Annotated in this window: 25 protein-coding genes; 1 reads left to right on the top strand and 24 read right to left on the bottom strand. The window is 56.1% G+C overall.

The features are described from left to right. Positions 1-2 precede the first annotated feature (2 nt). The 3 genes from DI44_RS06070 to DI44_RS06060 are packed head-to-tail and all read right to left on the bottom strand — an operon-like array spanning position 3 to position 1,598. A complete protein-coding gene (locus DI44_RS06070; protein WP_013144914.1) occupies positions 3-437 on the bottom strand; it encodes a methylglyoxal synthase in 435 nt (144 codons plus the stop codon). Between the two features lie 31 nt (positions 438-468). Continuing rightward, positions 469-1,266, bottom strand: coding sequence for a 4-hydroxy-tetrahydrodipicolinate reductase (dapB, locus tag DI44_RS06065; RefSeq protein ID WP_014196195.1), 798 nt, complete (start codon positions 1,264-1,266; stop codon positions 469-471). Further along, positions 1,263-1,598, bottom strand: coding sequence for a nucleotide pyrophosphohydrolase (locus DI44_RS06060; protein WP_011231671.1), 336 nt, complete (start codon positions 1,596-1,598; stop codon positions 1,263-1,265). Before DI44_RS06060 ends, dapB begins: the two co-directional genes overlap by 4 nt. Before the next feature lie 159 nt (positions 1,599-1,757). Between DI44_RS06060 and DI44_RS06055 the strand changes: the two genes are divergently transcribed. Continuing rightward, positions 1,758-2,630 (top strand): YitT family protein, encoded by an 873-nt coding sequence (locus tag DI44_RS06055; RefSeq protein ID WP_011231672.1) that lies wholly within the window; start codon positions 1,758-1,760, stop codon positions 2,628-2,630. 137 nt (positions 2,631-2,767) lie between these two features. On the opposite strand, the gene ypjB is transcribed toward DI44_RS06055, so the two are convergent. From ypjB to DI44_RS05950, 21 genes are all read right to left on the bottom strand, one after another. After that, positions 2,768-3,556 (bottom strand): sporulation protein YpjB, encoded by a 789-nt coding sequence (gene ypjB / locus DI44_RS06050; RefSeq protein ID WP_013524124.1) that lies wholly within the window; start codon positions 3,554-3,556, stop codon positions 2,768-2,770. A gap of 348 nt (positions 3,557-3,904) precedes the next feature. Further along, positions 3,905-4,525 carry a DUF1405 domain-containing protein gene (locus DI44_RS06045; protein WP_013144910.1) on the bottom strand — a complete coding sequence of 207 codons (621 nt, stop codon included), beginning with the start codon at positions 4,523-4,525 and terminating at the stop codon, positions 3,905-3,907. A gap of 78 nt (positions 4,526-4,603) precedes the next feature. Beyond that, positions 4,604-5,368 carry a menaquinol-cytochrome c reductase cytochrome b/c subunit gene (locus tag DI44_RS06040; protein ID WP_011231675.1) on the bottom strand — a complete coding sequence of 255 codons (765 nt, stop codon included), beginning with the start codon at positions 5,366-5,368 and terminating at the stop codon, positions 4,604-4,606. Positions 5,369-5,417: 49 nt separating this feature from the next. Further along, positions 5,418-6,092, bottom strand: coding sequence for a menaquinol-cytochrome c reductase cytochrome b subunit (gene qcrB / locus DI44_RS06035; RefSeq protein WP_011231676.1), 675 nt, complete (start codon positions 6,090-6,092; stop codon positions 5,418-5,420). 3 nt (positions 6,093-6,095) lie between these two features. Further along, complete coding sequence (locus DI44_RS06030; RefSeq protein WP_013144909.1) at positions 6,096-6,605, bottom strand: ubiquinol-cytochrome c reductase iron-sulfur subunit; 510 nt, start codon at positions 6,603-6,605, stop codon at positions 6,096-6,098. 144 nt (positions 6,606-6,749) lie between these two features. Continuing rightward, on the bottom strand, positions 6,750-7,205 hold the full coding sequence (locus DI44_RS06025; RefSeq protein ID WP_020278315.1) for a YpiF family protein: 456 nt from the start codon (positions 7,203-7,205) through the stop codon (positions 6,750-6,752). 88 nt (positions 7,206-7,293) lie between these two features. Continuing rightward, a complete protein-coding gene (locus tag DI44_RS06020; RefSeq protein ID WP_013144907.1) occupies positions 7,294-7,827 on the bottom strand; it encodes a ReoY family proteolytic degradation factor in 534 nt (177 codons plus the stop codon). Positions 7,828-7,883: 56 nt separating this feature from the next. Continuing rightward, positions 7,884-9,140 (bottom strand): tetratricopeptide repeat protein, encoded by a 1,257-nt coding sequence (locus DI44_RS06015; protein ID WP_011231680.1) that lies wholly within the window; start codon positions 9,138-9,140, stop codon positions 7,884-7,886. A gap of 288 nt (positions 9,141-9,428) precedes the next feature. Beyond that, positions 9,429-10,712 carry a 3-phosphoshikimate 1-carboxyvinyltransferase gene (gene aroA / locus DI44_RS06010; protein ID WP_015375263.1) on the bottom strand — a complete coding sequence of 428 codons (1,284 nt, stop codon included), beginning with the start codon at positions 10,710-10,712 and terminating at the stop codon, positions 9,429-9,431. A gap of 27 nt (positions 10,713-10,739) precedes the next feature. After that, positions 10,740-11,843, bottom strand: a complete 1,104-nt coding sequence (locus tag DI44_RS06005) for a prephenate dehydrogenase (protein WP_013144904.1) — start codon at positions 11,841-11,843, stop codon at positions 10,740-10,742. Positions 11,844-11,930: 87 nt separating this feature from the next. Then, positions 11,931-13,028, bottom strand: coding sequence for a histidinol-phosphate transaminase (gene hisC, locus DI44_RS06000; RefSeq protein ID WP_033025740.1), 1,098 nt, complete (start codon positions 13,026-13,028; stop codon positions 11,931-11,933). Positions 13,029-13,059: 31 nt separating this feature from the next. Further along, positions 13,060-13,866 carry a tryptophan synthase subunit alpha gene (gene trpA, locus DI44_RS05995; protein ID WP_015375265.1) on the bottom strand — a complete coding sequence of 269 codons (807 nt, stop codon included), beginning with the start codon at positions 13,864-13,866 and terminating at the stop codon, positions 13,060-13,062. Next, on the bottom strand, positions 13,850-15,064 hold the full coding sequence (gene trpB, locus DI44_RS05990; RefSeq protein ID WP_013524128.1) for a tryptophan synthase subunit beta: 1,215 nt from the start codon (positions 15,062-15,064) through the stop codon (positions 13,850-13,852). The genes trpA and trpB overlap by 17 nt, the downstream gene beginning before the upstream one ends. A gap of 360 nt (positions 15,065-15,424) precedes the next feature. Next, complete coding sequence (locus tag DI44_RS05985; RefSeq protein WP_011231686.1) at positions 15,425-16,069, bottom strand: phosphoribosylanthranilate isomerase; 645 nt, start codon at positions 16,067-16,069, stop codon at positions 15,425-15,427. Further along, complete coding sequence (gene trpC, locus DI44_RS05980) at positions 16,056-16,832, bottom strand: indole-3-glycerol phosphate synthase TrpC (RefSeq protein WP_033005824.1); 777 nt, start codon at positions 16,830-16,832, stop codon at positions 16,056-16,058. The genes DI44_RS05985 and trpC overlap by 14 nt, the downstream gene beginning before the upstream one ends. Next, positions 16,825-17,844: an anthranilate phosphoribosyltransferase gene (gene trpD / locus DI44_RS05975; protein WP_033025741.1), complete on the bottom strand. Its 1,020-nt coding sequence runs from the start codon at positions 17,842-17,844 to the stop codon at positions 16,825-16,827. The genes trpC and trpD overlap by 8 nt, the downstream gene beginning before the upstream one ends. After that, positions 17,838-19,364, bottom strand: a complete 1,527-nt coding sequence (trpE, locus tag DI44_RS05970; RefSeq protein WP_013524131.1) for an anthranilate synthase component I — start codon at positions 19,362-19,364, stop codon at positions 17,838-17,840. The genes trpD and trpE overlap by 7 nt, the downstream gene beginning before the upstream one ends. Before the next feature lie 234 nt (positions 19,365-19,598). Further along, on the bottom strand, positions 19,599-19,979 hold the full coding sequence (gene aroH, locus DI44_RS05965) for a chorismate mutase (protein WP_013144896.1): 381 nt from the start codon (positions 19,977-19,979) through the stop codon (positions 19,599-19,601). Beyond that, positions 19,976-21,076 carry a 3-dehydroquinate synthase gene (aroB, locus tag DI44_RS05960; protein WP_033025742.1) on the bottom strand — a complete coding sequence of 367 codons (1,101 nt, stop codon included), beginning with the start codon at positions 21,074-21,076 and terminating at the stop codon, positions 19,976-19,978. Before aroB ends, aroH begins: the two co-directional genes overlap by 4 nt. Before the next feature lie 2 nt (positions 21,077-21,078). After that, positions 21,079-22,245 carry a chorismate synthase gene (gene aroC, locus DI44_RS05955; protein WP_011231692.1) on the bottom strand — a complete coding sequence of 389 codons (1,167 nt, stop codon included), beginning with the start codon at positions 22,243-22,245 and terminating at the stop codon, positions 21,079-21,081. A 216-nt stretch (positions 22,246-22,461) separates the two neighbouring features. Continuing rightward, positions 22,462-23,232 (bottom strand): protein-glutamate O-methyltransferase CheR, encoded by a 771-nt coding sequence (locus DI44_RS05950; RefSeq protein ID WP_011231693.1) that lies wholly within the window; start codon positions 23,230-23,232, stop codon positions 22,462-22,464. Between the last annotated feature and the right edge of the window lie 49 nt (positions 23,233-23,281).

Consider the following 23,281-nt stretch of genomic DNA (forward strand, 5'->3'; position numbering starts at 1 on the left):
TGTCACCTTTCTGTTTTCGATTCCTCCCCGCCTTTTGTTCGGCCGCGCACAATGCTGCGCCATGCCAAATCGCCGCGCTCCAACGCGCGGATGAGCAGCTCGGCCGTGCCGATGTTCGTCGCCAACGGCACGGCATAGACGTCGCAAAGCCGCATCAATGCGCTGATGTCCGGCTCATGCGGCTGGGCGGTGAGCGGATCGCGGAAAAAAATGACCAGATCCATTTCATTGCGGGCGATCATCGCCCCGATTTCTTGGTCGCCTCCGTACGGCCCCGATTGGAAGCGATGAACGGGAAGACCGGTCGCCTCCTGGATGCGCAAGCCGGTCGTGCCGGTGGCGTACAATTCATGGTTTGCAAGCACAGGCGCATAGGCGGTCGCAAATGCGACCATCTCTGCCTTTTTTTGGTCATGGGCAATTAACGCGATTTTCATTCCATTCTCCCCCGTTTGCGCAGTTTGCACACTATTCCAAAATATGCTCCAGCCCATAGACAAGCGTATGTAAATGCATCACCGTTTCCACTGCCAGCTTCACCCCGGACATAAACGAGCGGCGGTCGAACGAATCGTGGCGGATCGTCAACGTCTGGCCGTTGCCGCCGAAAATCACTTCTTGATGAGCGACAAAGCCCGGCAGACGGACGCTGTGGATCGGGATGCCGTCGTAAGCGGCGCCGCGCGCGCCAGCAAGCGTTTCCTTTTCGTTCGGGTGGCCTTGCTTTTTCGACGGTCGCACTTCGGCAATGAGCTGCGCCGTCTTCAATGCCGTTCCGGACGGTGCGTCAAGCTTTTGATCATGGTGCAATTCAATGATTTCCACATCAGTGAAATATTTGGCCGCCATGCGGGCGAATTTCATCATCAACACCGCTCCGACGGCAAAGTTCGGCGCGATGATGGCGCCGATTTCTTTCTCTTCCGCCAGCTTGGTGAGCCGCTCGATATCTTCCGGCGTAAATCCAGTCGTGCCGACGACCGGACGAACGCCGTAACGCAGCGCCAGCTCGGTGTGCCGCTTTCCGGCTTCCGGCGTTGTCAAATCGATCAATACATCCGGCTTCACCTCCGCAAAACAGCGGGCCGCATCGGTGTAAATCGGGGCGTTGACGCCGGAAAATCGGTCGATCTCCGCTAAATTTTGTCCATCGTAACGGCGGTCGATGACCGCAGCCAGTTCAAAGTGATCGGTTTGCTGCACGAGCGCAACCGCTTCTCGGCCCATGCGGCCGCGCGGCCCCGCGATGACAATGCGAATCGTCATGATCCTTCCTCCTTCCGCGTCCAGCGGTCGCGGTCGCGGGTGCGAAACTTGTCCATCACCCGGTCGTGCGCCGCCTGCAAATCAATGCCGAGCGAATTGGCGAAGCAAATGAGCACAAACAGCAAATCGCCCAGCTCTTCTTCCACCGTTTTTTCTTGTTCGGTCGCCTTTTTCGGTTTTTCCCCGTAGTAATGGTTCACCTCGCGCGCCAGCTCGCCGAGCTCTTCCGTCAGCCGCGCCAGCATGGCGAGCGGGCTGAAATAGCCTTCTTTGAATTGACTGATATAGTCATCCACTTCCTGTTGCATTTGTTTCATCGTTTTCTCCTGCATGGCTTGTCACCTCGTCTGTTTTCATGTTAGCGAAAAGCGGCGCATTTGACAAATGTTTTCGCCCGCTGTCAATCCGCCCGTTTTCGCTCGTCATTGCCTATATGGACAAGTTCCTCTATAATTAAGGGCGCCGACTATTTTTGCGGACGGAGGGACGGTATGATTTTTGGACTAAAGATCAAAAACTGCCTGTTTATTTTGCTTGGCGCCGCTATTTTCGCCTTCGGGCTCGTTCATTTCAACATGCAAAACAATTTGGCGGAAGGCGGGTTTACCGGCATTACGCTTCTTCTTTATTTTTTGTTCGGACTGGATCCAGCGATCACCAACTTGGCGCTCAACATTCCGCTCTTTTTCATCGGCTGGAAGCTGCTCGGCCGCCAGACGTTTCTCTATACCGTCATCGGCACGGTCGCCGTTTCCGTCTTTTTGTCCATCTTTCAACGCTACATGATTCATATGCCGCTTCGACATGACATGACGCTCGCCGCCTTGTTTGCCGGCGTCTTTATCGGCGTCGGCCTCGGCATTATTTTCCGCTACGGCGGCACAACCGGAGGCGTCGATATTATCGCCCGCCTCGTCCATAAATATAAAGGCATCAGCATGGGCAAAACGATGTTTGCCTTTGACGCCACCGTCATCACGTTGTCGCTTCTTCTTTACCTGTCATACCGCGAGGCGATGTATACGTTGGTCGCCGTCTTTATCGCCGCCCGGGTCATTGATTTTCTGCAGGAAGGCGGCTATGCGGCAAAAGGGGCGACCATCATCTCAGAAAAAAGCGAAGAGATCGCCAACCGGATCTTGACAGAGATGGAGCGCGGCGTCACCGTGCTGAAAGGGCGCGGCTCATATACGAAGCGCGACCGCGACGTCTTGTATTGCGTCGTCGCCAAAAACGAACTGCCGCGCTTAAAAAGTGTCATTATATCCGTTGATCCGCATGCGTTCGTCGCCGTCACCGATGTGCATGATGTGCTCGGCGAAGGGTTTACGCTCGATGAACAAAAGCGGCCGCTGGAACCATGAAAAGCCGCTGGCGCGAAAGCCCAACCGGGACAAGCCCGGCAAGCGCCGCTTGAAAGTGCCGGGGCGGTGCTTGCACAAAGCGACGGGAAAACAAAAAAGAGGGGGAAATGTTTCCCCCTCGCAAAAAGCGCCGGTGCTTAGTCTTCCGGCTGCCGCGCCCGCTTCTCTTCCTTTTCTCCTTTGTACTTCCGCCAGCCAACGTACGTCAGCGTCAACACGATCACTCCGCCAGTGGAAATCATCACCCAAATCAGCGACGGATCAGCTTCGTCCTTTTTCACCCCGGCAAACAGCGCTTCAAGATCTTGACGCGCATCGGCGAGTTGCTCACGCTGCTCGTCTTCGCCGCGTTGCCAAAACGCGGCGGCCTGCAACGCCTCAAGATCGTCATCGACCTTTGTCGCGATATCCGGCGGCACGTCGATTTTCACACTCGGCTCGATCAATGTATAGCGGTCAAGCAACTGGCGGAGGGCAGCGGCATACGCTTTCTGCTCGCCTTGTTGTGCCGCCTTTTCGACCGCGGCAAACGCCTCCATGACAGCCGGCTCCATCTCCGTCCAAAGCGGCTGGTATGTCGAATGGATGGCGTCAACAACAAGGCGAAACTGGGTGATCGCCGCCACTTTGTCTTCCGCGGAGATCGGCGCCGTCATCGCCTTGACTGCCTGCTCGTGCGTCACGGTCACCGCCCGCAATTCATCGGCCGATTTCAACCGTTCTTTTGCCCCAAGGGCGAAAAACCGCTCGGAAAAATAGCGGAGCACTTCTTTTGCTTCGGCAAAACGACCGTTTTTCGCCAATTGCAGCGCCTCGTCGGAAATATCGTCCAACTGCTCCCAACCGTTTGTTTGTCCAGCCGCGCCAATGGGCGCTGGCCATAAAAAGGCGAGCGACAACAACATGGCTAGCCCGATTCGCTTCATCATCGTCCCTCCCTCATCCACTAGTACAATGTATGAAGGAGTGGACAAGAGTAGACCAGGCAACTGCTATATAGATGCAATTCGAAGCTTTACCATTTGCAGCTTTTACCGAGTATTTGATCGACTGTCGGGGGACCGAACAACGCCGCTTCCAGACCCATATATGGGTCTGTGGGGCAGGCGGTTGTTCGGTCTTCCGTCACGCCTTGGCGTGACGGAGGCAAGCCTGTGGCTTGCCTTCGACAGTCGAAAATGGACAAACCGCTTTTCCGTCAAGGATATGTTAAACTTCTTCGTTGCATCTATATAGAAAGCTGCCGCCCAACGTTCCTCCTTGTGTTCAACGCTCTACTCTGATGCCTGCCGGAAAGACATGCCGCCCGGCAGAAGCGGCTGGCGCCGGAGGCGGACGCCAAGCTGGTACGCAGCGGCAATCGATGCGATGCTCAACCAAAACGTAAAATAGCCGATTTCGTTGGCGTAGTCAGCCAGCACACTATAGCGCGGCATCATGCCAAAAACGTAGTCGATGACATCGTTATGCAGCGTCCACACGGCCGCCAGCATAAGGTGAAGGAAGCGGAATCGATAAAACCGGGCGTACAGCATTCCTTCGATCGCCATCGCCCCGTGCGAAACGATGAGCATCCAGCCGGCCCAATCGAGCGTGCCGGTGACGCGCCAAACGAGCACATTCATAACGACCGCCCAAATTCCATACTTAACAAGCGTCACCAAAGCCAACGCTTCAAAAAGCGGCGCCGACCTGCCGAAAAGCCATGCCACAAGGACGACAAGAAAAAAAAGGCTCGCCGTCGGACTGTCGGGAACAAACGGCAAAAAGACGGGCGGCGTATCGGCAAGTTGATAACGATACCAATAATATCCATAGATGGTGCCGGCCGCGTTGACGAACAAGAGCAGCCAAACAACCGGCCGGGAAGCCAACAGCGCATAAAGCCATGCCATCATCTGCACCTCGCCTCGGTTTCATGTTGGCACGAAAAAAGCTGACTAACGCGAGTCAGCTTTTTCGTGTCGAAACGATTATTCCGCTTTCAGTCCGGCGATGAATTCGGACAGTTTTTTCAACTCTTCATCCGTGCCCTTAAAGACGCCGGGCGGCATGTTGCCTTTCCCTTCTCTCGCGATTTTCGCGATTTCTTCCGGTTTCAAGCCGGTGCCGATGAGCGACGGACCAGCGCCGCCGGACAAGTTTTGTCCGTGGCACGATGTACATGTGTTCGCTTGGGCGATTTTATAGCCTTCCGCGTTCGTGTCAATTTTCACTTCCGCCCGAATTTTCCCTTGTTCAGCCGCTTTTTTCCAGTCGTGTGTGACGACCGCTTCCCATGTCAAATAAATCATCGCCGCAAGCGCCAACAGCATCATCCCGGTCGCGACCGGACGCTTCCAAGGACGGCGCTCTGGGCCGCGGTCCAAAAACGGCGCCAATAAGAGCGCGCCGAACGCCAACCCTGGGATGATGATCGCGCCGACGACCGTATACGGACCAGACGCATACGAATATTTGAGCAATTGGTATAAGAACAAGAAATACCAGTCAGGCAGCGGCACGTACGTCGTGTCCGTCGGGTCGGCGATCCGCTCAAGCGGCGACGGATGGGCGACCGTCAAGCATAAGAAACCGACGAGAAAGACCGATCCGACCAACCATTCCTTAAGCAGGAAGTTCGGCCAAAACACTTCCGTTTTCCCGGGATATTCCGAATAGTCCTTTGGAATATTCGGTTTTCTCACCGCGGGAACACGGGAATCGCCGACGAATTTCATTCCTTTTCCGCGATGCATTGCGTGGTTCCCTCCTTTTTTCTATCACCTCTAAACGCGGGCCGACCGATCATAGCGGACCGGAAATGCCTTGTCTGCGAATCATTAAAAAGTGCGCTGCCATTAAGCCGAGTAAAGCGGCCGGCAAGAAGAAGACGTGAATGGCAAAGAAGCGCGTCAACGTTTGCGCGCCGACAATTTCTGGGTCCCCAGCTAACAGCGTCTTAATGGCCGGGCCAATGAGTGGCGTCGCTTCCGCGATTTGCAAACCAACTTTCGTCGCAAACAGCGCTTTCATATCCCACGGCAACAAGTAGCCGGTGAAGCCAAGACCCATCATCACCATAAAGATCAATACGCCGACGATCCAGTTCATTTCGCGCGGCTTTTTATAAGCCCCTTGGAAAAAGACGCGCAGCGTATGTAAAAACATCATGACGATGACAAGGCTCGCCCCCCAGTGGTGCATGCCGCGCACAATTTGGCCGAACGCCACTTCGTTTTGCAAGTAATACACCGATTCCCACGCGTTTTTAATATCCGGGACGTAGTACATCGTCAAAAACATGCCTGACAAAATTTGAATGACCGTGACAAAAAACGTCAGCCCGCCGAAACAATAGACAAAGGCGGAAAAGTGATGGGCGGGGTTGACGTGCTCCGGAACTTCGTGATCGGCGATATCCCGCCATAAAGGCGTAATATCTAAGCGTTCATCGACCCAGTCATACAGCTTGTTTAACACGCATTACGCCTCCTTTCTTGGTTTCGCCTTGCCTAAATACAGCTTGCCGTCTTTCACTTTGTACTCGTAACGGTCAAGCGGAGCTTGCGGCGGCGTCCCCGGAACGTTCGTGCCGTCCTTCTCATAGCGCCCATAGTGGCATGGGCAGAAAAACTGGTTCGGATGCTCTTTGTCCGTGTTCCAGTCGACCGTACAGCCAAGGTGTTTGCAGATCGGCGAAAGGGCGATGATCTCCCCTTTTTCATCCTTGTACACCCAAGCTGACTTCGGCTCTTCCGACTCATACCAAGCGTCTTTCACCTTCACTTTAAAGTCGAAGCGCTTCGGTTCGGTCGTAATCTCTTTGACGTCTGCTACCGCGACCATCTCCGTCCCTGCTTCATCCTTCAAGATCGGATCGAAAGCAAAACGGAGCATCGGCATCAGCATCCCTGCCGCCATAAAACCGCCGACGCCGGTCAGCGTGTAGTTTAAAAACTGACGTCTCGTTACACGATGTTTGTTGTCGCTCATCGTCTTCCCCCCTCTATGCAAAATCAAGTCCGCACCGGACGATTGTATGTATAACACATATGGAAAACTAGGACATTCTAATGATAGCTCAATTGCTGGACAAGGTCAATATCGCAGGCGGCAAAACGTCGGACTTTGCCGCATCTACTCTTGCGCCCATCGACCGATGAGAAAGCGGAGCAGCTCGGCGGTCTGCTCTCTGACAAGCTCGTGCTTGTACGATTCACCCATGCTCTCGAGCGGAACAACCGGAATGAACCAAACGCGGTCAGCTTCTTCGCCCTCTTGCCACGCACGGTCGCACGTCACATAAAACAGATGCTTCATTCCTTCCCGCCTAAGCCGGTTGGTCCAATCCGCCAGCCTTTCGGTAAGCAGCGCCCGCGGCTCATCGGCAAAATACACAAACGACGGCATCAAAAACAACCGGCCCTTCAGCTGCCGCTCGACCTCGGCCGCGATGAGCCCGACAAGCTCCCCGCCGGAAGCGAGCCGCTTCGCTCCTTGGCCGAAAGCCACCGGCAAAAGCGGAAGGAGCGCCGTGTCGATGTAGTCGCGCTCTCGTTCATAGAGGGCGACGTCCTCGCCTGTCCACTTCATTCGTACTCTCCTTTTCCTCAAAGTTTCTTCCCTTCATCACCATACCATATTTTTCGGCAAAAGAAAAACCTTGCCGGCGGCAAGGTTTTTACAATTTGTTTAATTCATCGGTCAGGCGGCGGAACGCCTCTTCATCATGGCGGTCAAGCGCCTCATCGATCAGCTTCATGAGCCGCCCGCGCCGGAATTCGTAAATGGAGCGTTCCAAAAACTGCTCGGCGAGGCGCTGGTCGTTTTCGCTCACTTGCGCCTGCTTCGGCGCATACGGGTTTTCCTCAAGCACAGCGACATATTGCGGCGAGTGAAAAGAAGCGCGGAAATTCAGTTGAATGTAAATATCTTCGTCGCGGTTTAAACGGATGTCATGGAACGATTTCTCTGCATCGGTTGTCATCACATTGCCTTTGTAAAAACGGAACGGCACATCGTCGACGCAGTGAGTCGACATAATGATGCCGCGCGGGCAATATTGGGCATTCTCGACAAAATGCACCTTTTGCATGAGCTGGTCATGGCTCATCAAATAGTTTAAAATCCAGACACACTCGCGCCGCTTCAACTGATAGTGGCTTAAAAACCAACGGATAAACTCTTTTTTCTCATTGACGGATACGTGCGTCATTGTGCGCTTCCCCCTCGATCGGTTTCCAAGAAAGAGGTTGGGCCACCGCTTCTCCCCTACTCTTCGAGCTCAAGCAGCATCTCCGCCGCCTCCGTATGGGTTGGGTCGAGACGGACGATCTGTTGAAATATTTCTTTCGCCGCCGCCCGATTTCCTTCCTCGATGAGAAAATATCCGTACTCTTCGAGGAACTCGACATTGTGCTTAAAGAAATTATATGCCTCGCCGTAATGATTTAATGCATCGTCGTACATCTCAAGCCGATGTTTGGCGCGCCCAAGGTCCCATTCAAACTGCGGATCGTACTCGCCATCGGCCATCGCCTGCTCAAGAAGCGCTACGACATCCTCATAGCGCTGTTCATTTAGCCAAAGCGCCGATAAAACCGTGAGCGCCTCGATGTACCCGCCATCGATCTCAAGCGCTTTTTTCAAATGTTCCTCTGCCTCCTCCGGCTTGTTCAGCTTGAGCGCCAGCTTGCCTGCGTAAAGGCGGAGCTCTTTGTTCCATTCGTCGACGCCGATGCCCTCAAGCGCCGTCTCATAGCTTTGCACGAGCCGTCCTTCTTGTTCATACGCTTTCGCCAAATAAAGGTAAAGCGGAGTGTAGTCCGGATCGAGCTCTTTTAAAGCGCTGAGCTTATCGATGGCCGTTTGTGTATAGCCGGCCTGCAACGCGGTGAATCCGTAGGCGAACAGCGTCCGGCTGTCCATTTTTTCATTGAGCGCCTCCTCATAATACGGAAGCGCCGCCTCGAATTCCCCGGAACGGCTGAGCGCCTCAGCGATCCGCTCAGTGATCAAGACGCCGGCCATCTCCTTATTCGTCTTCCGCACCTGTTCATAAAGCGGCACGCTTTTTGAGTATTCCCCGTGCGAAAAATACAACTCAGCCAACGCAAACTGCACGATCGGCTCATCTGGAGCTTTCTCGTACGCTTGACGCAGCTTCCGCTCGCTCACTTCCGCCAACCCTTGCATTTCGTACAAATCGGCGGCAAGAAGGCACGCGCGGACAAACTGCGGATCGTCTTCGTCGATCTCCGACAAAATGGCGAGCGCTTCCTCTTCGGCTTCAAGCTCCGTATACACTTCCGCCAAAAACAGGCGAATGTCGCCGTCATCCGGATAGCGGGCAGCCAGCTCCTCAAGCAGCTCCTTCGCCTCTTCCGGCATTCCCCATCCGTACAAGCAGTCGGCAAGCGCGTATTTTTCTTCATCACTTCCATATTTTTTCACTTTCGGCACGAGCGCCAACGCTTGGTCGACGTTTCCGTTTTCCACTAAGCGAATGATTTGTTCGACGCGTGTCATGGTTTCGTCAGCCCTCTCTTGCGGCAGGCGGCCGGGCGCCCACAGGAGCCCATCCGCCTTTGCCATTCAAATCGTTATGTACCGTTACAACGGGAACATGAATGATGATAATCGATCATGGCCGTTTCCGCAACCAAACCGCTCGCTGTCTGGAAGGTGCGTCGTTTTTTCATCCAGAAACAGGAAATGTATCCGCTTTCAAAAAATACGGAGCCCTTCCTCTCACTGACAATATATGAACGAACAACGCAAAATATGACCGCCCGCCCGCTTGGGGCGGGAGGCCTTTTACAGCAGCGAACGGAGGTCGGCAAAAAACGCCGGATAGGAAACGGCGACCGCTTCCGAACGCTCGAGGCGGACCGTCCCTTTGGCGATGCAGGCAGCAACGGCGAGCATCATGCCGATGCGGTGGTCGCCATGGCTGTCGACAACAATCCCGTCGGCATAAAGCGGCGTTTTGCCGCGGATCATCATGCCGTCGTCGGTTGCTTCGATGTCAGCGCCGAGTTTTTTCAACTCGGTGACGACCGTATGGATCCGATTCGTCTCTTTCACCTTCAGTTCGCTCGCGTCTTTGATGACGGTCGTTCCTTCCGCCTGCGTCGCGAGCAAGGCAATGATCGGAATTTCGTCGATCAATCTTGGAATCAGATCCCCGCCGATTTCGACCGCCCGAAGCGTCGACGTGCGGACCGTAATATCACCGACCGGCTCGGTTTCCTCGTTGCGGACGTTGTCAATCGCAATATCCGCCCCCATTTGTGTAAGCACATCGATGATGCCGGTCCGCGTTGGATTTAAGCCGACGTTTTTCAGCGTAATTTCGCTGTTTGGCACAATGGCGCCGGCGACAAGGAAAAAGGCGGCTGACGAAATATCGCCGGGAACGTAAATGTGCGTCCCGCGCAAGCGTTGCGGACCGGCCACCGAGACGGTCAAGCCATCCACATTCACTTCACCGCCAAACAACCGAACCATCCGCTCGGTATGGTCGCGCGAGCGGTGCGGCTCAGCAACAGACGTCACGCCGTCAGCGAATAAGCCGGCGAGCAAAATGGCCGATTTTACTTGCGCGCTCGCCACCGGCGAAGTGTAGCAAAGCGGGCGAAGCGCGCCGCCGCGGATGGAAAGCGGCGTATAATTGCCGCCCTCACGCCCGTCAATACGCGCTCCCATTTCGCGAAGCGGTTTCGTCACCCGCCCCATCGGTCGCTTGGCGATCGATTCATCGCCGACAAGGCAGGCGTGAAACGGCTGGCCGGCCAAAATGCCCAAAAGCAGGCGCGCCGTCGTTCCCGAGTTGCCGACATCAAGCACCGCAGCCGGCTCGCGCAGCCCGCCGGGGCCGGCTCCTTCGACAACGACTGTCGTCCCGTCCTGGCGAATGTCAACGCCGAGTTTCCGGAAACAGTCGATCGTGCTTAAACAGTCCGCCCCAGGCAAAAAATGGTCAATCACCGTCCGTCCAGAAGCAAGCGCCCCGAGCATGACGGCGCGATGGGAAATCGATTTGTCGCCGGGGACTTCGATCATTCCTCGGAGCGACGACACGTTGGTTGGCAACTGCATGCAAAATCCCTCCATTGTTTTTCCTTGCTACCCTTCATAGGTGGCATAGTTCGTATGTTTGGCGAGGCACGCTTTCGCCCGCGCCCGATCGTCTTCGCTTTGGAAGCTGAGGCGGAGCACGCCGTAAATTTCTTCGCGCGTCTCAATGATGCGGATGTTCGTGATGCTGATGTTTTCTTCGGCCAAATAGCCGGTCACTTCGGAGATGACGCCCGGATAATCCGGCACGTCGACATACAAATCGTAAAACGACGGAATCGCTCCTTTCGTTCTCGACGGCAGCCCGTCGCGAAACTGTTTCGCCTCCAAAAAGTAATGGTAAATAGCGATGCTGTTTTCTTCTTCGACAAACGAACGCAGCCGCTCCATTTCGGCGATCCAGCGGTCAAAGAGCGCAAGCAGTTCATGCTTGTTATGGATAAAAATATCGCGCCACATTTCCGGATTGCTCGACGCGATGCGGGTGATGTCGCGGAAGCCGCCGGCCGCCAGCCGGCTGACGAGGGCGTTTTCGCACTCGTATTCGCGCGCCTGATGAACGAGGCTCGCCGCAATCAAATGCGGAAAATGGCTGATTACGCCAGTGATGCGGTCATGCTCTTTGGGCGTTAAGATGACAAACTGCGCTTTCGTTCCCGCAAGCCACTGTTTCAACGCCTCGACTTGCTGCGGCGGCACATCGTCCGTCGGCGTCAAAATGTAAAAGGCGTTTTCAAACAGATGAGCCCTTGCCGCCGCCACACCGCTTTTATGCGACCCGGCCATCGGATGGCCGCCGATGAACGCTACGCCGTGATCCAACAGGCGGCGGGCGCCTTGGACGATGCGCTGCTTCGTGCTGCCGACATCGGTAACGATAACGCCGCGCTTCAACCGCTCGAGCGGCATCGATGAAAGCAGCGCCTCCGTCTGCATGACCGGAACGGCCAGAACGATCAAATCCGCCTGTCCGTATCCGTCTTCGGGCGAACGGGCGGCTTCGTCGATCACCTTGAGCGAGCGCGCCAAGCCGAGCTGCCGCTCATTGACGTCGTAGCCGATGATCATCGCCTCCGGATGCGCTTTTTTAATCGCCAATGCAATCGATCCGCCGATCAAGCCGAGGCCGACAATGAACACTTTTCCTTCCAATCGTCCCACCTACTTTATGTAAACGTGCGCCCGCTGCTTTTGAAAAGCAACGGGCCGATCTTTTCTATCCATCCCGCCGCTGAACGGTCAGGCGAGCTGTTTTTCCCGAAGCAGTTGCGAAACGAGTTCCAACACCCGGTCGTTTTGCTCTTTCGTGCCAACAGTCACACGCACGCCGGTCGGCAGCCCAAGCGCTTGGCCAGAGCGGACAATGACGCCGCGCTCCAGCAAATAGCGGAACACTTCGTCGCCATCCAACCCGAAATCAATGAACAAAAAGTTTGTCTGCGATGGGTAATACTTCAGGCCGTTCTCCTCGCAAAAGCGATAATACCGCTCAAGCTCAGCGCGATTTCGTTCGACGCAGGCGCGGATGAACGCTTGATCGTCAAGTGCGGCCGCCGCGGCCGCTTGGGCGATGGTCGACGTGTTAAACGGCTCGCGCGCCGGCTCGACGGCGCGGATGAGCGTCTCACTCGCCACGCCGTAGCCGACGCGGAGCGCAGCGAGCCCGTATGCTTTCGAGAACGTGCGCATGACGACAAGCTGCTCGTACTCGTTTAAAAGCGGCACCGTTTGCGGGTAGTCGGGCGCCGTCGCATATTCGTAGTACGCTTCGTCCACGACGACGAGCACGTGCGGCGGCACGCGATCCAAAAAGGCGCGCAACTCGGTGTCATTCACATACGTGCCCGTCGGGTTGTTCGGATTGCAAATCCAGACGATGCGCGTGTTTTCATCGATCGCCGCAAGCATCGCCTCCAAATCATGACGCCCATCAACAAGCGGCACTTCGCGCACCTCGGCCCGCTCGATGATGGCATTGTGCCGGTATTGCGGGAATGTCGGCGCCGCCATCACTGTATTCGCCCCCGGCTCTAAAAAGGCGCGGCAAAGAATTTGCACCACCTCATCCGAACCGTTGCCAAACAGAAGCTGTGTTTCCTTGACGCCAAGATGCTTCGCCACCTTTTCGCGCAACGTGCGGGCGCAGCCGTCCGGATAGACGGCGAGGCGGTCAAGCTCAGCGGCGATGGCCGCTTTTGCCGATGGCGACGAACCGTACGGATTCTCGTTAGAAGCAAGTTTGATAATCTCAGGCAAGCCATATTCCCGCTTGACTTCTTCGATCGATTTTCCCGGCTGGTACGGAGAAAGACCCCGGAGCGATTCCTTTACTTGCATGATTGTCGCCAACTCCTTCAATTCGGAACTTTTAGCGCGAAGAATAGGCTTCTCGAAGCGGCGCGGCAAGCGAACGGGCGTAGGCAGCAAACTCGGCGACGGCCGCTTCCCTTTCGTCCGGCGCCTGCAACCTCGGAGCCAGCTGCTCGACTTTTTGCACGAGCGCGCTGCCGACGACAACGCCGTCGCACACCTCTTTCAACATCGCGACTTGCTCCGGCGCCGAAATGCCAAAGCCGACGGCGACCGGGACGCGGCTATGCCGCTTCACTTCGCGGAGGAAATCGCCGAGCGTCTCCGGCAGCGTCTCACGCACGCCTGTAACGCCTAGCGAGGAGACGCAATACAAAAACCCTTGCGCCGCCGAAGCGATCCGCTCGATCCGCTGCTTCGACGTCGGCGCAACAAGCGAAATGAGCGGGAGACCAAACCGTTCGCCAAGTTCGCGGAGCGGACCGCTTTCCTCAAACGGCAAATCGGGAATGAGCACGCCGTCGGCGCCATTTTCCCGCGCTAAAGCAAAAAAGGATTCTTCTCCTAATTGTAACACAGGATTGTAATACGTAAAGAGAATAATCGGAATGTTTACCCCTTTTTTTCGCATCTCGCCAATAAGCTGAATGGCTTTCGGCAGCGTCATGCCCCCGTCAAGCGCCCTTGCGGCGGCGCGTTGAATCGTCGGTCCGTCAGCGAGCGGGTCGGAGTACGGCACGCCAAGCTCCAATATGTCAGCGCCGGCCTCCTCAAGCGCCAAGGCGAGATCGATCGTCACATCGGGAGCCGGATCACCGGCAACGATAAACGGGATAAATAGCGGCGGATTAACGGACAGTGGCAATGTCTTCACCTTCCCTCGCACCAAGATGGCGCATCATCGTTTGCACATCTTTATCTCCGCGGCCGGACAGGCAAATGAGCACCGTTTCATCCGGCGGCATCTCGCGGGCGAGCTCGACGGCTTTCGCCACCGCATGGGCCGACTCGATGGCCGGAATGATGCCTTCCGTTTGCGCCAACAATTGAAACGCAGCGACGGCCTCGTCATCGGTCGCGCTTTCGTAGCGGACGCGGCCAATGCTCGCCAAATACGCATGTTCCGGGCCGACGCCGGGGTAATCAAGGCCGGCTGAGATCGAATACGGTTCGAGAATTTGTCCGTACTCGTCTTGCAACAGGTAGGTCATCGCCCCGTGTATGACCCCTTTCGTCCCTTTTGTGATTGTCGCCGCATGGTGCGGAGTGTCGATCCCTTTGCCGGCCGCCTCGACGCCGACGAGGCGGACGTCATCTTGCAAAAACGGGTAAAACATGCCGATGGCGTTGCTGCCGCCGCCGACGCAGGCAACGATGACATCCGGCAGCTTCCCTTCACGGGCGAGAAACTGTTCTTTCGCTTCATCGCCAATCACGCGCTGAAACTCGCGCACCATTTTCGGGTACGGATGCGGACCGACGACCGAGCCGATCATGTAAAAATGGTCGTCGCAGTGGGCGACCCAATAGCGAATTGCTTCGTTCGTCGCATCTTTCAACGTTCGGTTGCCGCTTGACACCGGCACGACTTCGGCGCCCAACAGCTTCATGCGAAACACGTTCAGCTCCTGCCGCTTGATGTCTTCTTCGCCCATAAAAACGATGCAATCCATGCCGAAATGGGCGGCCACCGTCGCCGCGGCGACGCCGTGCTGGCCGGCTCCGGTTTCAGCGATCAGCTTTTTCTTGCCCATCCGTTTTGCCAAAAGCGCCTGGCCGATCGCGTTGTTGATTTTATGGGCGCCCGTATGGTTTAAATCTTCGCGCTTTAAATAAATTTTCGCGCCGCCGACTTGCCGTGTCAAATTCGGCGCGAACGTGAGCGGGGTCGGGCGACCGGAGTAATGCTGCAAAATGCGGATGTATTCTTGTTTGAACGATTCATCGGCAAGCGCTTTGTCAAGCTCCGCTTCGATTTCCTCAAGCGGAAGCATGAGCGTCTCAGGGACAAACTTGCCGCCGAAATCGCCAAACCGGCCGTATTCATTCGGAACGCGTTCCATCATCTAACCCCACCTTCTTCTTCATAAAAGTTGAAAGACGAAGAGCCGCATTTCTTCAAAGTGCCTGCGTTTGTTCATCGTCCGAGCGTCAGCGCCGTCTTTTGGCCCTTCGTTTTGTTATTTTTTTATCAGGCGTGTTGATGAACCAATAAAAAGTCTGTTGAGAAGGCTCTAGTCCGAGCTTTTCTGCCGTAGTCGGCAAGCGGTTCGCTTGCCGACCGGGCATGCTGCCGCATGCCCTCCTCGAACAATGAACGCTTTGCGGGCAAATGTCATTCGCCCGCCGGCGTTCTTGTTCGAGGGAAGAGGCAGAAAATTGTGTTCAGCCATATCATTCTCTGTTTTTTCGTACATAACGGATCATCGACACCCGTGATGTTTTATTTTTTCTTCGATTTGTTTCATCTTCGTTGGATCTTTGCGTCCGTCCGTTTCAATGCCGCTGCTGATATCGATGCCATCCGGGCGGTAGACAAGCAGCCGCTCGATATTGTCCGGAGTGATGCCGCCGGCGATGAAGCACGGCACGCCTTGGCGGGCCGCCTCTTCCAAATAGTGCGGCACCGCCTCCCAATCAAAAGCGACGCCCGTCCCCCCCCAGGCGCCGGCGGCGCGGCTGTCAACGACGTAGCCATCGGCAATGCCAGCGTACTGCCTCATCGCCGCAAGCGCACCGTCGCCATGGTGGATCGCCTTCCAGACGGAAAGCGGCACCGCCTCTTTCACCGCCGCCAGCTCCGCCGGCGTTTCACGGCCGTGGCATTGGATGACATGAAGCGGCAGCTCGGCGGCGACAGCGGCGATCCGCCTAACGGGGGCGTTGACAAAGACGCCGACAAGCTGCTTTGCGCCAAGCTTATGGGGCTCAAGCCATTGCTGCACTTCACTCGGAGAGACGTTCCGCCTGCTTTCGGCGAAAATAAAGCCGAGGTAATCAGCCCCGCTCGCGATAGCGGCCTGCACGTCTTCAGCCGAACGGTTGCCGCAATATTTAATTCGAATCATCCCCATCTTCCTCCCCAAACAGCCGGTAGACCGCTCGCTCCACATCATCTTGGCGCATGAGCGACTCGCCGACGAGCATGGCCTGCGCTCCGTACGATTTGACCGTCTTCACATCATTGAAGGAACCGATCCCGCTTTCGCTGACGATGACGCACGATGGCGGGATGAGCGGAGCGAGCGTTTTGGTCGCCTCAAGTGTTGTCACAAAGGTATGCAAGTCGCGGTTGTTGATGCCGACGATCTCCGGCGTAAACCGATCGAAAATCCGCTCGAGCGTCTCTTTCGCATGCACCTCGACCAGACATTCGAGCCCCAAGCTGTACGCTTCATGATAGAGCTCCTCGAGCGTTTCCGGCGGGAGCGCCTCGCCGATCAATAAAATCGCATCCGCCCCGAGTCGGACGCTTTCCTCGACTTGCCGCCGATCGATGATGAAATCTTTGCGCAGCACGGGAACGTTAACCGCTTCTTTCACCGCTCGCAAATAGCGGCGATGCCCTTGGAAATACCGTTCATCCGTCAGCACGCTGATCGCGTCGGCACCGGCGCGCTCATATGCTTTCGCGATGGCCACCGGGTCAAAATCCGGGCGAATGATGCCTTTTGACGGCGATGCTTTTTTCACTTCAGCGATCAAGCCAAGCATCCGCCGCGGCCGACGGAGCGCCGCCGCAAATGGCCGGCGCTTTCGCTCTGGCAATGGCGCCGGCAGCGTCAACGTTTCCACTTCTTCCCGTTTGGCTGCTAAAATTTGCTCAAGCATCATGAACCACTTCCTTCGCCCGCAGGCGTTGCAGTTGTTCGTATGCGGTTTTGGACAAAATGGCCTCTTTCGCCATCGCCACTCCTTCGGCAATCGTTTCGGCTTTGCCGGCGGCATACAGGGCGGCGCCGGCGTTCAGCGCAACGATATTGATGGCGCTCTCCGGCGCTGTTCCCGCCATCACCGCCTCAAGAAGCGCGGCGCTCTCTTCCGGATCGCGCACTTGCACATCGGCAAGCTCGCCGCGCGGCAAGCCGGCGTCTTCTGGTGCGATGACAAAGCGGCGGATCGCACCGTCTTTCAACTCCACGACATCCGTTTCTGCAGCGATGCTGCATTCATCAAGCCCATCGCGCCCGGTGACAAACAACACATGTTCCGAGCCGAGGCGGCGCATCGCCTCCGCCAATTTCTCAGCGTAGCAGGTCGAATAGACGCCGACGACTTGCCGCTTGCAGCGCGCCGGATTGGCGAGCGGGCCGATCAAGTTGAAAACGGTGCGGAAACCGATTTCCTTCCGCGGCCCGGCGGCGTGTTTCATCGCCGCGTGATAGAGCGGGGCGAACAAAAACGCCAGCCCTTTCGTTTCCAACGCCTGTTTGGCGGCCGACGGCGACGTTTGAATGTCGATGCCGATCCGCTCGAGCACATCAGCGCTGCCGCTTTTTGACGAAACAGCGCGGTTGCCGTGCTTGGCGACTTTGACGCCAAGCGATGAAATGACGATCGCCGCGGCGGTGGAAACGTTGAATGTCGCCGCCCCATCGCCGCCCGTACCGCACGTATCGATGACATCATCACTAGCCTCAATGGCAGTCATCCGGTCGCGCATCGCCCGCACAAATCCGACGAGCTCATCGACTGTCTCTCCGCGCAGGCGGAGCATGGACAACAGACTTGCGATTTGACTGTCTGTCGCCTCGCCGGACATGATGATATTCATCGCCGCATACGCTTCGTCTTCCGTCAACGCTTTCCCTTCCGCACATTTTACAAGCAGCTGCTTCAACATACGGCCCTCTCCCCTTTAGCAAATAGTCGTTCCGCTTGTTCAATCGCATTCATCAAGGCGCTCGCCTTATTGCGCGTCTCTTTCCACTCCAGTTCCGGAACGGAGTCGGCGACAATGCCGGCGCCGGCTTGCACATAGGCATAGCCGTCTTTCACGACCGCTGTCCGGATGGCGATGCACGAATCGATGTTGCCATCAAACCCGATATAGGCAATCGCTCCGGCATACAGCCCCCTCGCTGTCGGCTCGAGTTCCTGCAAAATTTGCATCGCCCGCACTTTCGGCGCCCCGCTCACCGTTCCAGCCGGAAAGGCGGCAAGGAGTGCATCGATCGGGTGGACGTTGTCGTCCAGTTCACCGACGACCTTGGAAATTAAGTGCATCACGTGTGAAAACTTGCCGATCTGAAGCAACACCGGCACCTCGACCGTTCCGTACTTGGCGACCCGGCCGATGTCGTTGCGCGCCAAATCGACAAGCATATAATGCTCAGCCCGTTCTTTCGGGTCGTGGTACAGCTCATCAGCCAGCCTCTCGTCTTCCTCCGGCGATCGGCCGCGCCGCCGTGTGCCGGCAATCGGATCGATTTCAACGCGCCGACGGTGCACTTGAATCAGTTTTTCCGGCGAACTGCCGACAATTTCCACACCGTCAAGCTGGAAATAAAACATGTACGGCGACGGGTTGATGTATCGGAGCAGCCGATAAATGGCAAAGCCTCCGGCTTGAACCGGCACGCAGAAGCGCTGCGACAGAACCGCTTGAAACACATCGCCGGCCGCGATGTACCGTTTCACGGCCTCCACATCGCGCAAAAACTGTTTTTTGTCATAGTTGGACACCGCTTTGGCAAACGAGGCGGTCCGCCCCGATTCGCTTTCCGCCGGCAAGAGCGGCTGCTCGGCTTGAGGGCGGGCCGCTTTCGCCGCGAGATCGGCCATGCGCCGTTCGGCCGCGCGGTACGCTTCGATTTTCTCTTCCTCCGTTTCGTTGCCGCTCAACCGAATATAGTGAATGACGAGCAACTCACGCTTTTTTTGGTCAAACGCAAACAGCGATTCACAAAACACGAAATAGGCCGTCTTCATAGGCACATCGCGGTTTTTGTGGCGCGGCACTTTTTCGATGGCGGAAATGAAATCGTAGCCTAAAAACCCAACTGCACCGCCTGTAAACGGCACCGTCTCGGCAAGCGGCTTGACGGCAAGCGTCCGCTCGACCCATTGAAACGCTTCTTTCAGCGTCGGTGCGGTGATTTGTTCGTTCCCGTTTTCGTCTTTCACCGAAAACGTTTCGCCGGTTTCGCTCTCCAGCGTCAAAAACGGCGCCACACCGATGAACGAATAGCGCGCCCACGGCGATTCGTCATCCTTGCTTTCAAGCAAAAACACGGCTTCCTCGCGCAAATTGGCAAACACGCCGAGCGGCTCAATGACATCGGCTACAAATTTGCGCACAATCGGGATGGTTCGAAATTCGTTCGCTTCCGCCAAAAAAGCGGCCAGCCCATCAGCAGACATCACTTCTCCTCCCTTCATGATCAGCGGGCGGAGAATGAGGGTTTATGAGGCGAAAAAAGAGAGGGAAAATAAAACGCCCAAAGACGACCGTCTTTGGGCAGATGTCGGCGAATGAAAAAACGCTCACCTCAGCTAAACTCGCTCATTCTCATCTACCCTACGCTCGCTCTCTGCTCTCGCTCCACTTCTAACGCCCCCGATGTCTCAGGGGGCAAAGAGGTTATTTTAACTATATTACATTTCTGTTTTTTTTGTCAACGACAAATCCGGGCGCAGCACGACCGCCCCTTTTAAATACACGTGGCAGATCTCTTCTTGCTGTTTCTCAGTCGCCACCGTCATCATGACGCGAATGCAGCGCGGCAATGAACCGGGCACCGGAATTTCCCTCGTGCACATGACCGGCACATATGTCCAGCCGTCCAAACGGCGCAGCGCCTGCGCCGGAAACGCGGCGGTGATGTCGTCGGTGACGGAAATGAGCACAAACGACACATCAGAAGCGGCGACATCGTTTGCGCGGATCATTTCACGAAGCAACGTTTCCGTTGCCGCCACGATTTCCTCGGCGTCATTTCGATCCACTGTAATCGCTCCGCGAATGCCGCGAATCATTCTTTTCCCCCCTGTCTGGCAAACTCGTCCAGCCACGTGAGCAGGTTGTCGTCTTCGAGTTCCACCACTTCCACGTCGCCGATCTCACAGAGAAGCACCATCCGCACTGTTCCGGCGTACGCTTTTTTGTCGCCTTTCATCTTCTCAAGCAGGCGGGGCGTCTGAACCGTTGTCGGCAGCGACACCGGGAAGCCGTATCCGGCGAACCAGTCGGCCAATCGATGCTCAGCGAACGACCGGCCGTAAAACCGTTCGCTGACAAAGACGGCAAACAGCATGCCAACCGCAACCGCCTCCCCGTGAGTGAGCGCGCCGTAGCCTAACTCGCTTTCCAGCGCATGGCCGAGCGTATGGCCGAAATTCAAATGGGCGCGCACCCCGGTTTCTTTTTCATCCTCACGCACGACGGACGCCTTAATGTCAATGCCCTTTTCAATGCAATAGGCGAGTTTCTCGCCGCGCAAGTCGGCGAGCGTCTTGATTTCCGCGCGCAGCCAGTCGTAAAAGCAGCGATCGCGGATCAGCGCATGTTTGATCACCTCGGCAAACCCGGACCGAAGCTCGCGTTCGGGCAGCGTGCGCAAAAAGGAGGTGTCATACACAACTGCTTCCGGCTGGTGGAAGGCGCCGATCATATTTTTGCCGAGCGGATGGTTGATGGCGACTTTGCCGCCGACGGCGCTGTCATGGGCCAAGAGTGTCGTCGGCATTTGAATGTAACGGATGCCGCGCATATAGGTGGCGGCGACAAACCCAGCCAAATCGCCGACAACGCCGCCGCCAAGCGCAATGATGACCGAGCGGCGGTCGAGGCCGCACTGCAATGCCGCTGTCTGGCAAGCGTAATAATGATCAAATGACTTGGCCGCCTCCCCGCTTGGAATGACGTAGGCGTACACGTCATACTCAGCGGCGGCGAGCAACGCCCGCACCTCATCCAAATAAAGAGGCGCCACAGTATCGTCGGTAACGATGAAAAGTTTTGTCCCTGGCGGACAGGAGAGCGACCGAAGCAAGCTTGGCAGCACGCGGGCCGCCCCATCGCCCAGAAGAAGCGGATAGCGCTTCGTCGCCGTTTCAATCGTCCGTTCGATCATCGTCAAAACTCCTTTGCATAGCGGCGGGCGCGTTCCACATTTTCCTTAATCAAGTCCATCCGATCCTGCCCAAACTGCTCAACGATCGCCGCCGCCACTTCCCAGGCGACAACGGCCTCAGCGACGACGCTCGCCGCCGGCACGGCGCAGCTGTCCGATCGCTCAATGCTTGCCGCAAACGGCTCTTTCGTCTCGATATCCACGCTTTGAAGCGGCTTGTACAGCGTCGGGATCGGCTTCATCACTCCGCGCACGACGATCGGCATCCCGGTCGTCACCCCGCCTTCAAAGCCGCCCGCCCGGTTCGTCCGGCGCGAAAAGCCTTGTTCTGGGCTCCAAATGATTTCATCGTGCACTTCGCTTCCCGGGCGGCGCGCCGCCTCAAAGCCGATCCCGAATTCAACGCCTTTAAACGCGTTGATGCTGACGATCGCGGCCGCGATTTTCGCATCAAGCTTTCGGTCGTAATGGACGTAGCTGCCGACTCCGGCCGGAACGCCTTCAACGATCACCTCAACGATGCCGCCGATCGAATCACCGTTTTTCTTCGCCCAATCGATCGCTTCCATCATTTTTTGCCCCGCCTCCGGGTCAAAGCAGCGCACCGGTGATTCTTCCGTCACTGCCTGCAATTCTTCAAGCGAACGATAATCGAGCTTCTTTGCGCGCACGCCGCCGATTTCGATGACATGCCCGGCGACGCGGATGCCGACCTCCTCCAAAATGCGTTTCGCCACCGCTCCAGCCGCCACGCGCACCGTCGTTTCACGCGCCGACGAGCGCTCCAGCACGTTGCGCATATCGCGATGTCCGTATTTCAGGGCGCCGTTTAAATCGGCATGCCCTGGGCGCGGACGCGTCACTTTCCGCTTCACTTCCGCTTCGTCATCAATCGGCTCAACCGCCATAATCGTTTGCCAATGTTTAAAATCGCGATTCTCGACAACGAGCGCAATCGGCGAGCCGAGCGTTTTCCCGTGCCGAACGCCGCCTGTGATTTTCACTTCATCTTTTTCAATCTGCATGCGGCGGCCGCGTCCGTATCCTTTTTGCCGGCGCGCCAGCTCTTTATTGATGTGCTCGGCGCGCAGCTCAAGCCCGGCCGGCACTCCTTCCAAAATGGCCGTCAATTGCGGCCCATGCGATTCCCCTGCCGTCAAATACCGCATGTTTGTCTCTCCCTTCAGGTCTTTAACGCGTTTAAGTAAAAATATATCATAAATTCGAAAAATGAAAATATATAAGTTGAAACTTTGTTTTACATCCAGTAGAGCGCCCGCTGCATTCTATCAAAATGACTTGTTATGAAGGAAAACAGAATCGAACAATCGGAAAATCTTTATTGCAACTTATATAGTTTCAGGAAAAAAAGAAGCCGGCGCGAGCTATTTTTTTCGGTAAAAAAACGTCTCTTCAACTTCAAAACCGTACAGGCCGGGATTGAAAATCTGCTCGGTGCTGCCGACAAACAGCACGCCTCCCGTCCGGAGCGCGTCGTGAAATTTGCGATACAGCATCCGCTTCGCCTCTTCCGTAAAATAAATGAGCACGTTGCGGCAGACGATCAAATCCATGTTGCGCGGAAACGGATCCGCGAGCAAGTTGTGCTTTTGAAACTTGACCGTTTGTTTAATCTTTTCGTCTATTTTATAATACTCGCCTTCTTTCGTAAAAAACTTTTTTCTCATTTCCTCGGGCAGCTCTACAAGCGACCGTTCGCTGTACAAACCGAGGCGCGCGCGGGCGAGCGCATTGTCGTCAATGTCGGTCGCCAACACCGACACGCGGTGAAGCGGCAATCGTTTTGCGAGCACCATCGCGAGCGTATACGGCTCCTCGCCGGTTGAGCAGGCAGCGCTCCACACGTTCGGGCGCGGGTTTTCCGCCAATAGCCGCGGCAAAATGGTGTGCTCAAGCACCTCCCAACGCTTGGCGTTCCGGTAAAACTCCGAGACGTTGATCGTCATCCGATCCAAGCATTCATGCCATAGCGCCGGCTCTTTTTCCATCGCTGCAAACAGCTCGGCAAAGCTCTTTAGCCCTTTTTTCATGTACAACGACGCCAAACGCCGCCTCATCTGGGCTTCCTTATATAGCGATAAGTCAATGCCTGTTTTTCGCTTCACTTTGGCAATGAACTGCGCATAATCGTCCATCGTCGCCTGTTCCTCTCCCCTGTCAATGTACAAAAACGGCAAAAACCGG

The organism is Geobacillus sp. CAMR5420, assembly GCF_000691465.1.
Taxonomy (GTDB): Bacteria; Bacillota; Bacilli; order Bacillales; family Anoxybacillaceae; genus Geobacillus; species Geobacillus thermoleovorans.

Excerpts from the sequence above, each read along its gene's own strand:
- DI44_RS06040 (WP_011231675.1), bottom strand. The coding sequence starts at position 5,368 with ATGCATCGCGGAAAAGGAATGAAATTCGTCGGCGATTCCCGTGTTCCC.
- aroC (WP_011231692.1), bottom strand. The coding sequence starts at position 22,245 with ATGCGGTATTTGACGGCAGGGGAATCGCATGGGCCGCAATTGACGGCC.
- aroB (WP_033025742.1), bottom strand. The coding sequence starts at position 21,076 with ATGATCGAACGGACGATTGAAACGGCGACGAAGCGCTATCCGCTTCTT.
- DI44_RS06030 (WP_013144909.1), bottom strand. The coding sequence starts at position 6,605 with ATGAGCGACAACAAACATCGTGTAACGAGACGTCAGTTTTTAAACTAC.
- DI44_RS06025 (WP_020278315.1), bottom strand. The coding sequence starts at position 7,205 with ATGAAGTGGACAGGCGAGGACGTCGCCCTCTATGAACGAGAGCGCGAC.
- DI44_RS06070 (WP_013144914.1), bottom strand. The coding sequence starts at position 437 with ATGAAAATCGCGTTAATTGCCCATGACCAAAAAAAGGCAGAGATGGTC.
- trpB (WP_013524128.1), bottom strand. The coding sequence starts at position 15,064 with ATGGAACGCGTTCCGAATGAATACGGCCGGTTTGGCGATTTCGGCGGC.
- DI44_RS06055 (WP_011231672.1), top strand. The coding sequence starts at position 1,758 with ATGATTTTTGGACTAAAGATCAAAAACTGCCTGTTTATTTTGCTTGGC.
- ypjB (WP_013524124.1), bottom strand. The coding sequence starts at position 3,556 with ATGAAGCGAATCGGGCTAGCCATGTTGTTGTCGCTCGCCTTTTTATGG.
- trpE (WP_013524131.1), bottom strand. The coding sequence starts at position 19,364 with ATGTCTGCTGATGGGCTGGCCGCTTTTTTGGCGGAAGCGAACGAATTT.
- DI44_RS05950 (WP_011231693.1), bottom strand. The coding sequence starts at position 23,232 with ATGGACGATTATGCGCAGTTCATTGCCAAAGTGAAGCGAAAAACAGGC.
- trpC (WP_033005824.1), bottom strand. The coding sequence starts at position 16,832 with ATGCTTGAGCAAATTTTAGCAGCCAAACGGGAAGAAGTGGAAACGTTG.
- hisC (WP_033025740.1), bottom strand. The coding sequence starts at position 13,028 with ATGCAAGTAAAGGAATCGCTCCGGGGTCTTTCTCCGTACCAGCCGGGA.
- DI44_RS06015 (WP_011231680.1), bottom strand. The coding sequence starts at position 9,140 with ATGACACGCGTCGAACAAATCATTCGCTTAGTGGAAAACGGAAACGTC.
- trpD (WP_033025741.1), bottom strand. The coding sequence starts at position 17,844 with ATGTTGAAGCAGCTGCTTGTAAAATGTGCGGAAGGGAAAGCGTTGACG.
- aroA (WP_015375263.1), bottom strand. The coding sequence starts at position 10,712 with ATGCAGTTGCCAACCAACGTGTCGTCGCTCCGAGGAATGATCGAAGTC.
- dapB (WP_014196195.1), bottom strand. The coding sequence starts at position 1,266 with ATGACGATTCGCATTGTCATCGCGGGGCCGCGCGGCCGCATGGGCCGA.
- DI44_RS05985 (WP_011231686.1), bottom strand. The coding sequence starts at position 16,069 with ATGATTCGAATTAAATATTGCGGCAACCGTTCGGCTGAAGACGTGCAG.
- DI44_RS06060 (WP_011231671.1), bottom strand. The coding sequence starts at position 1,598 with ATGCAGGAGAAAACGATGAAACAAATGCAACAGGAAGTGGATGACTAT.
- aroH (WP_013144896.1), bottom strand. The coding sequence starts at position 19,979 with ATGATTCGCGGCATTCGCGGAGCGATTACAGTGGATCGAAATGACGCC.
- DI44_RS06045 (WP_013144910.1), bottom strand. The coding sequence starts at position 4,525 with ATGGCATGGCTTTATGCGCTGTTGGCTTCCCGGCCGGTTGTTTGGCTG.
- DI44_RS06020 (WP_013144907.1), bottom strand. The coding sequence starts at position 7,827 with ATGACGCACGTATCCGTCAATGAGAAAAAAGAGTTTATCCGTTGGTTT.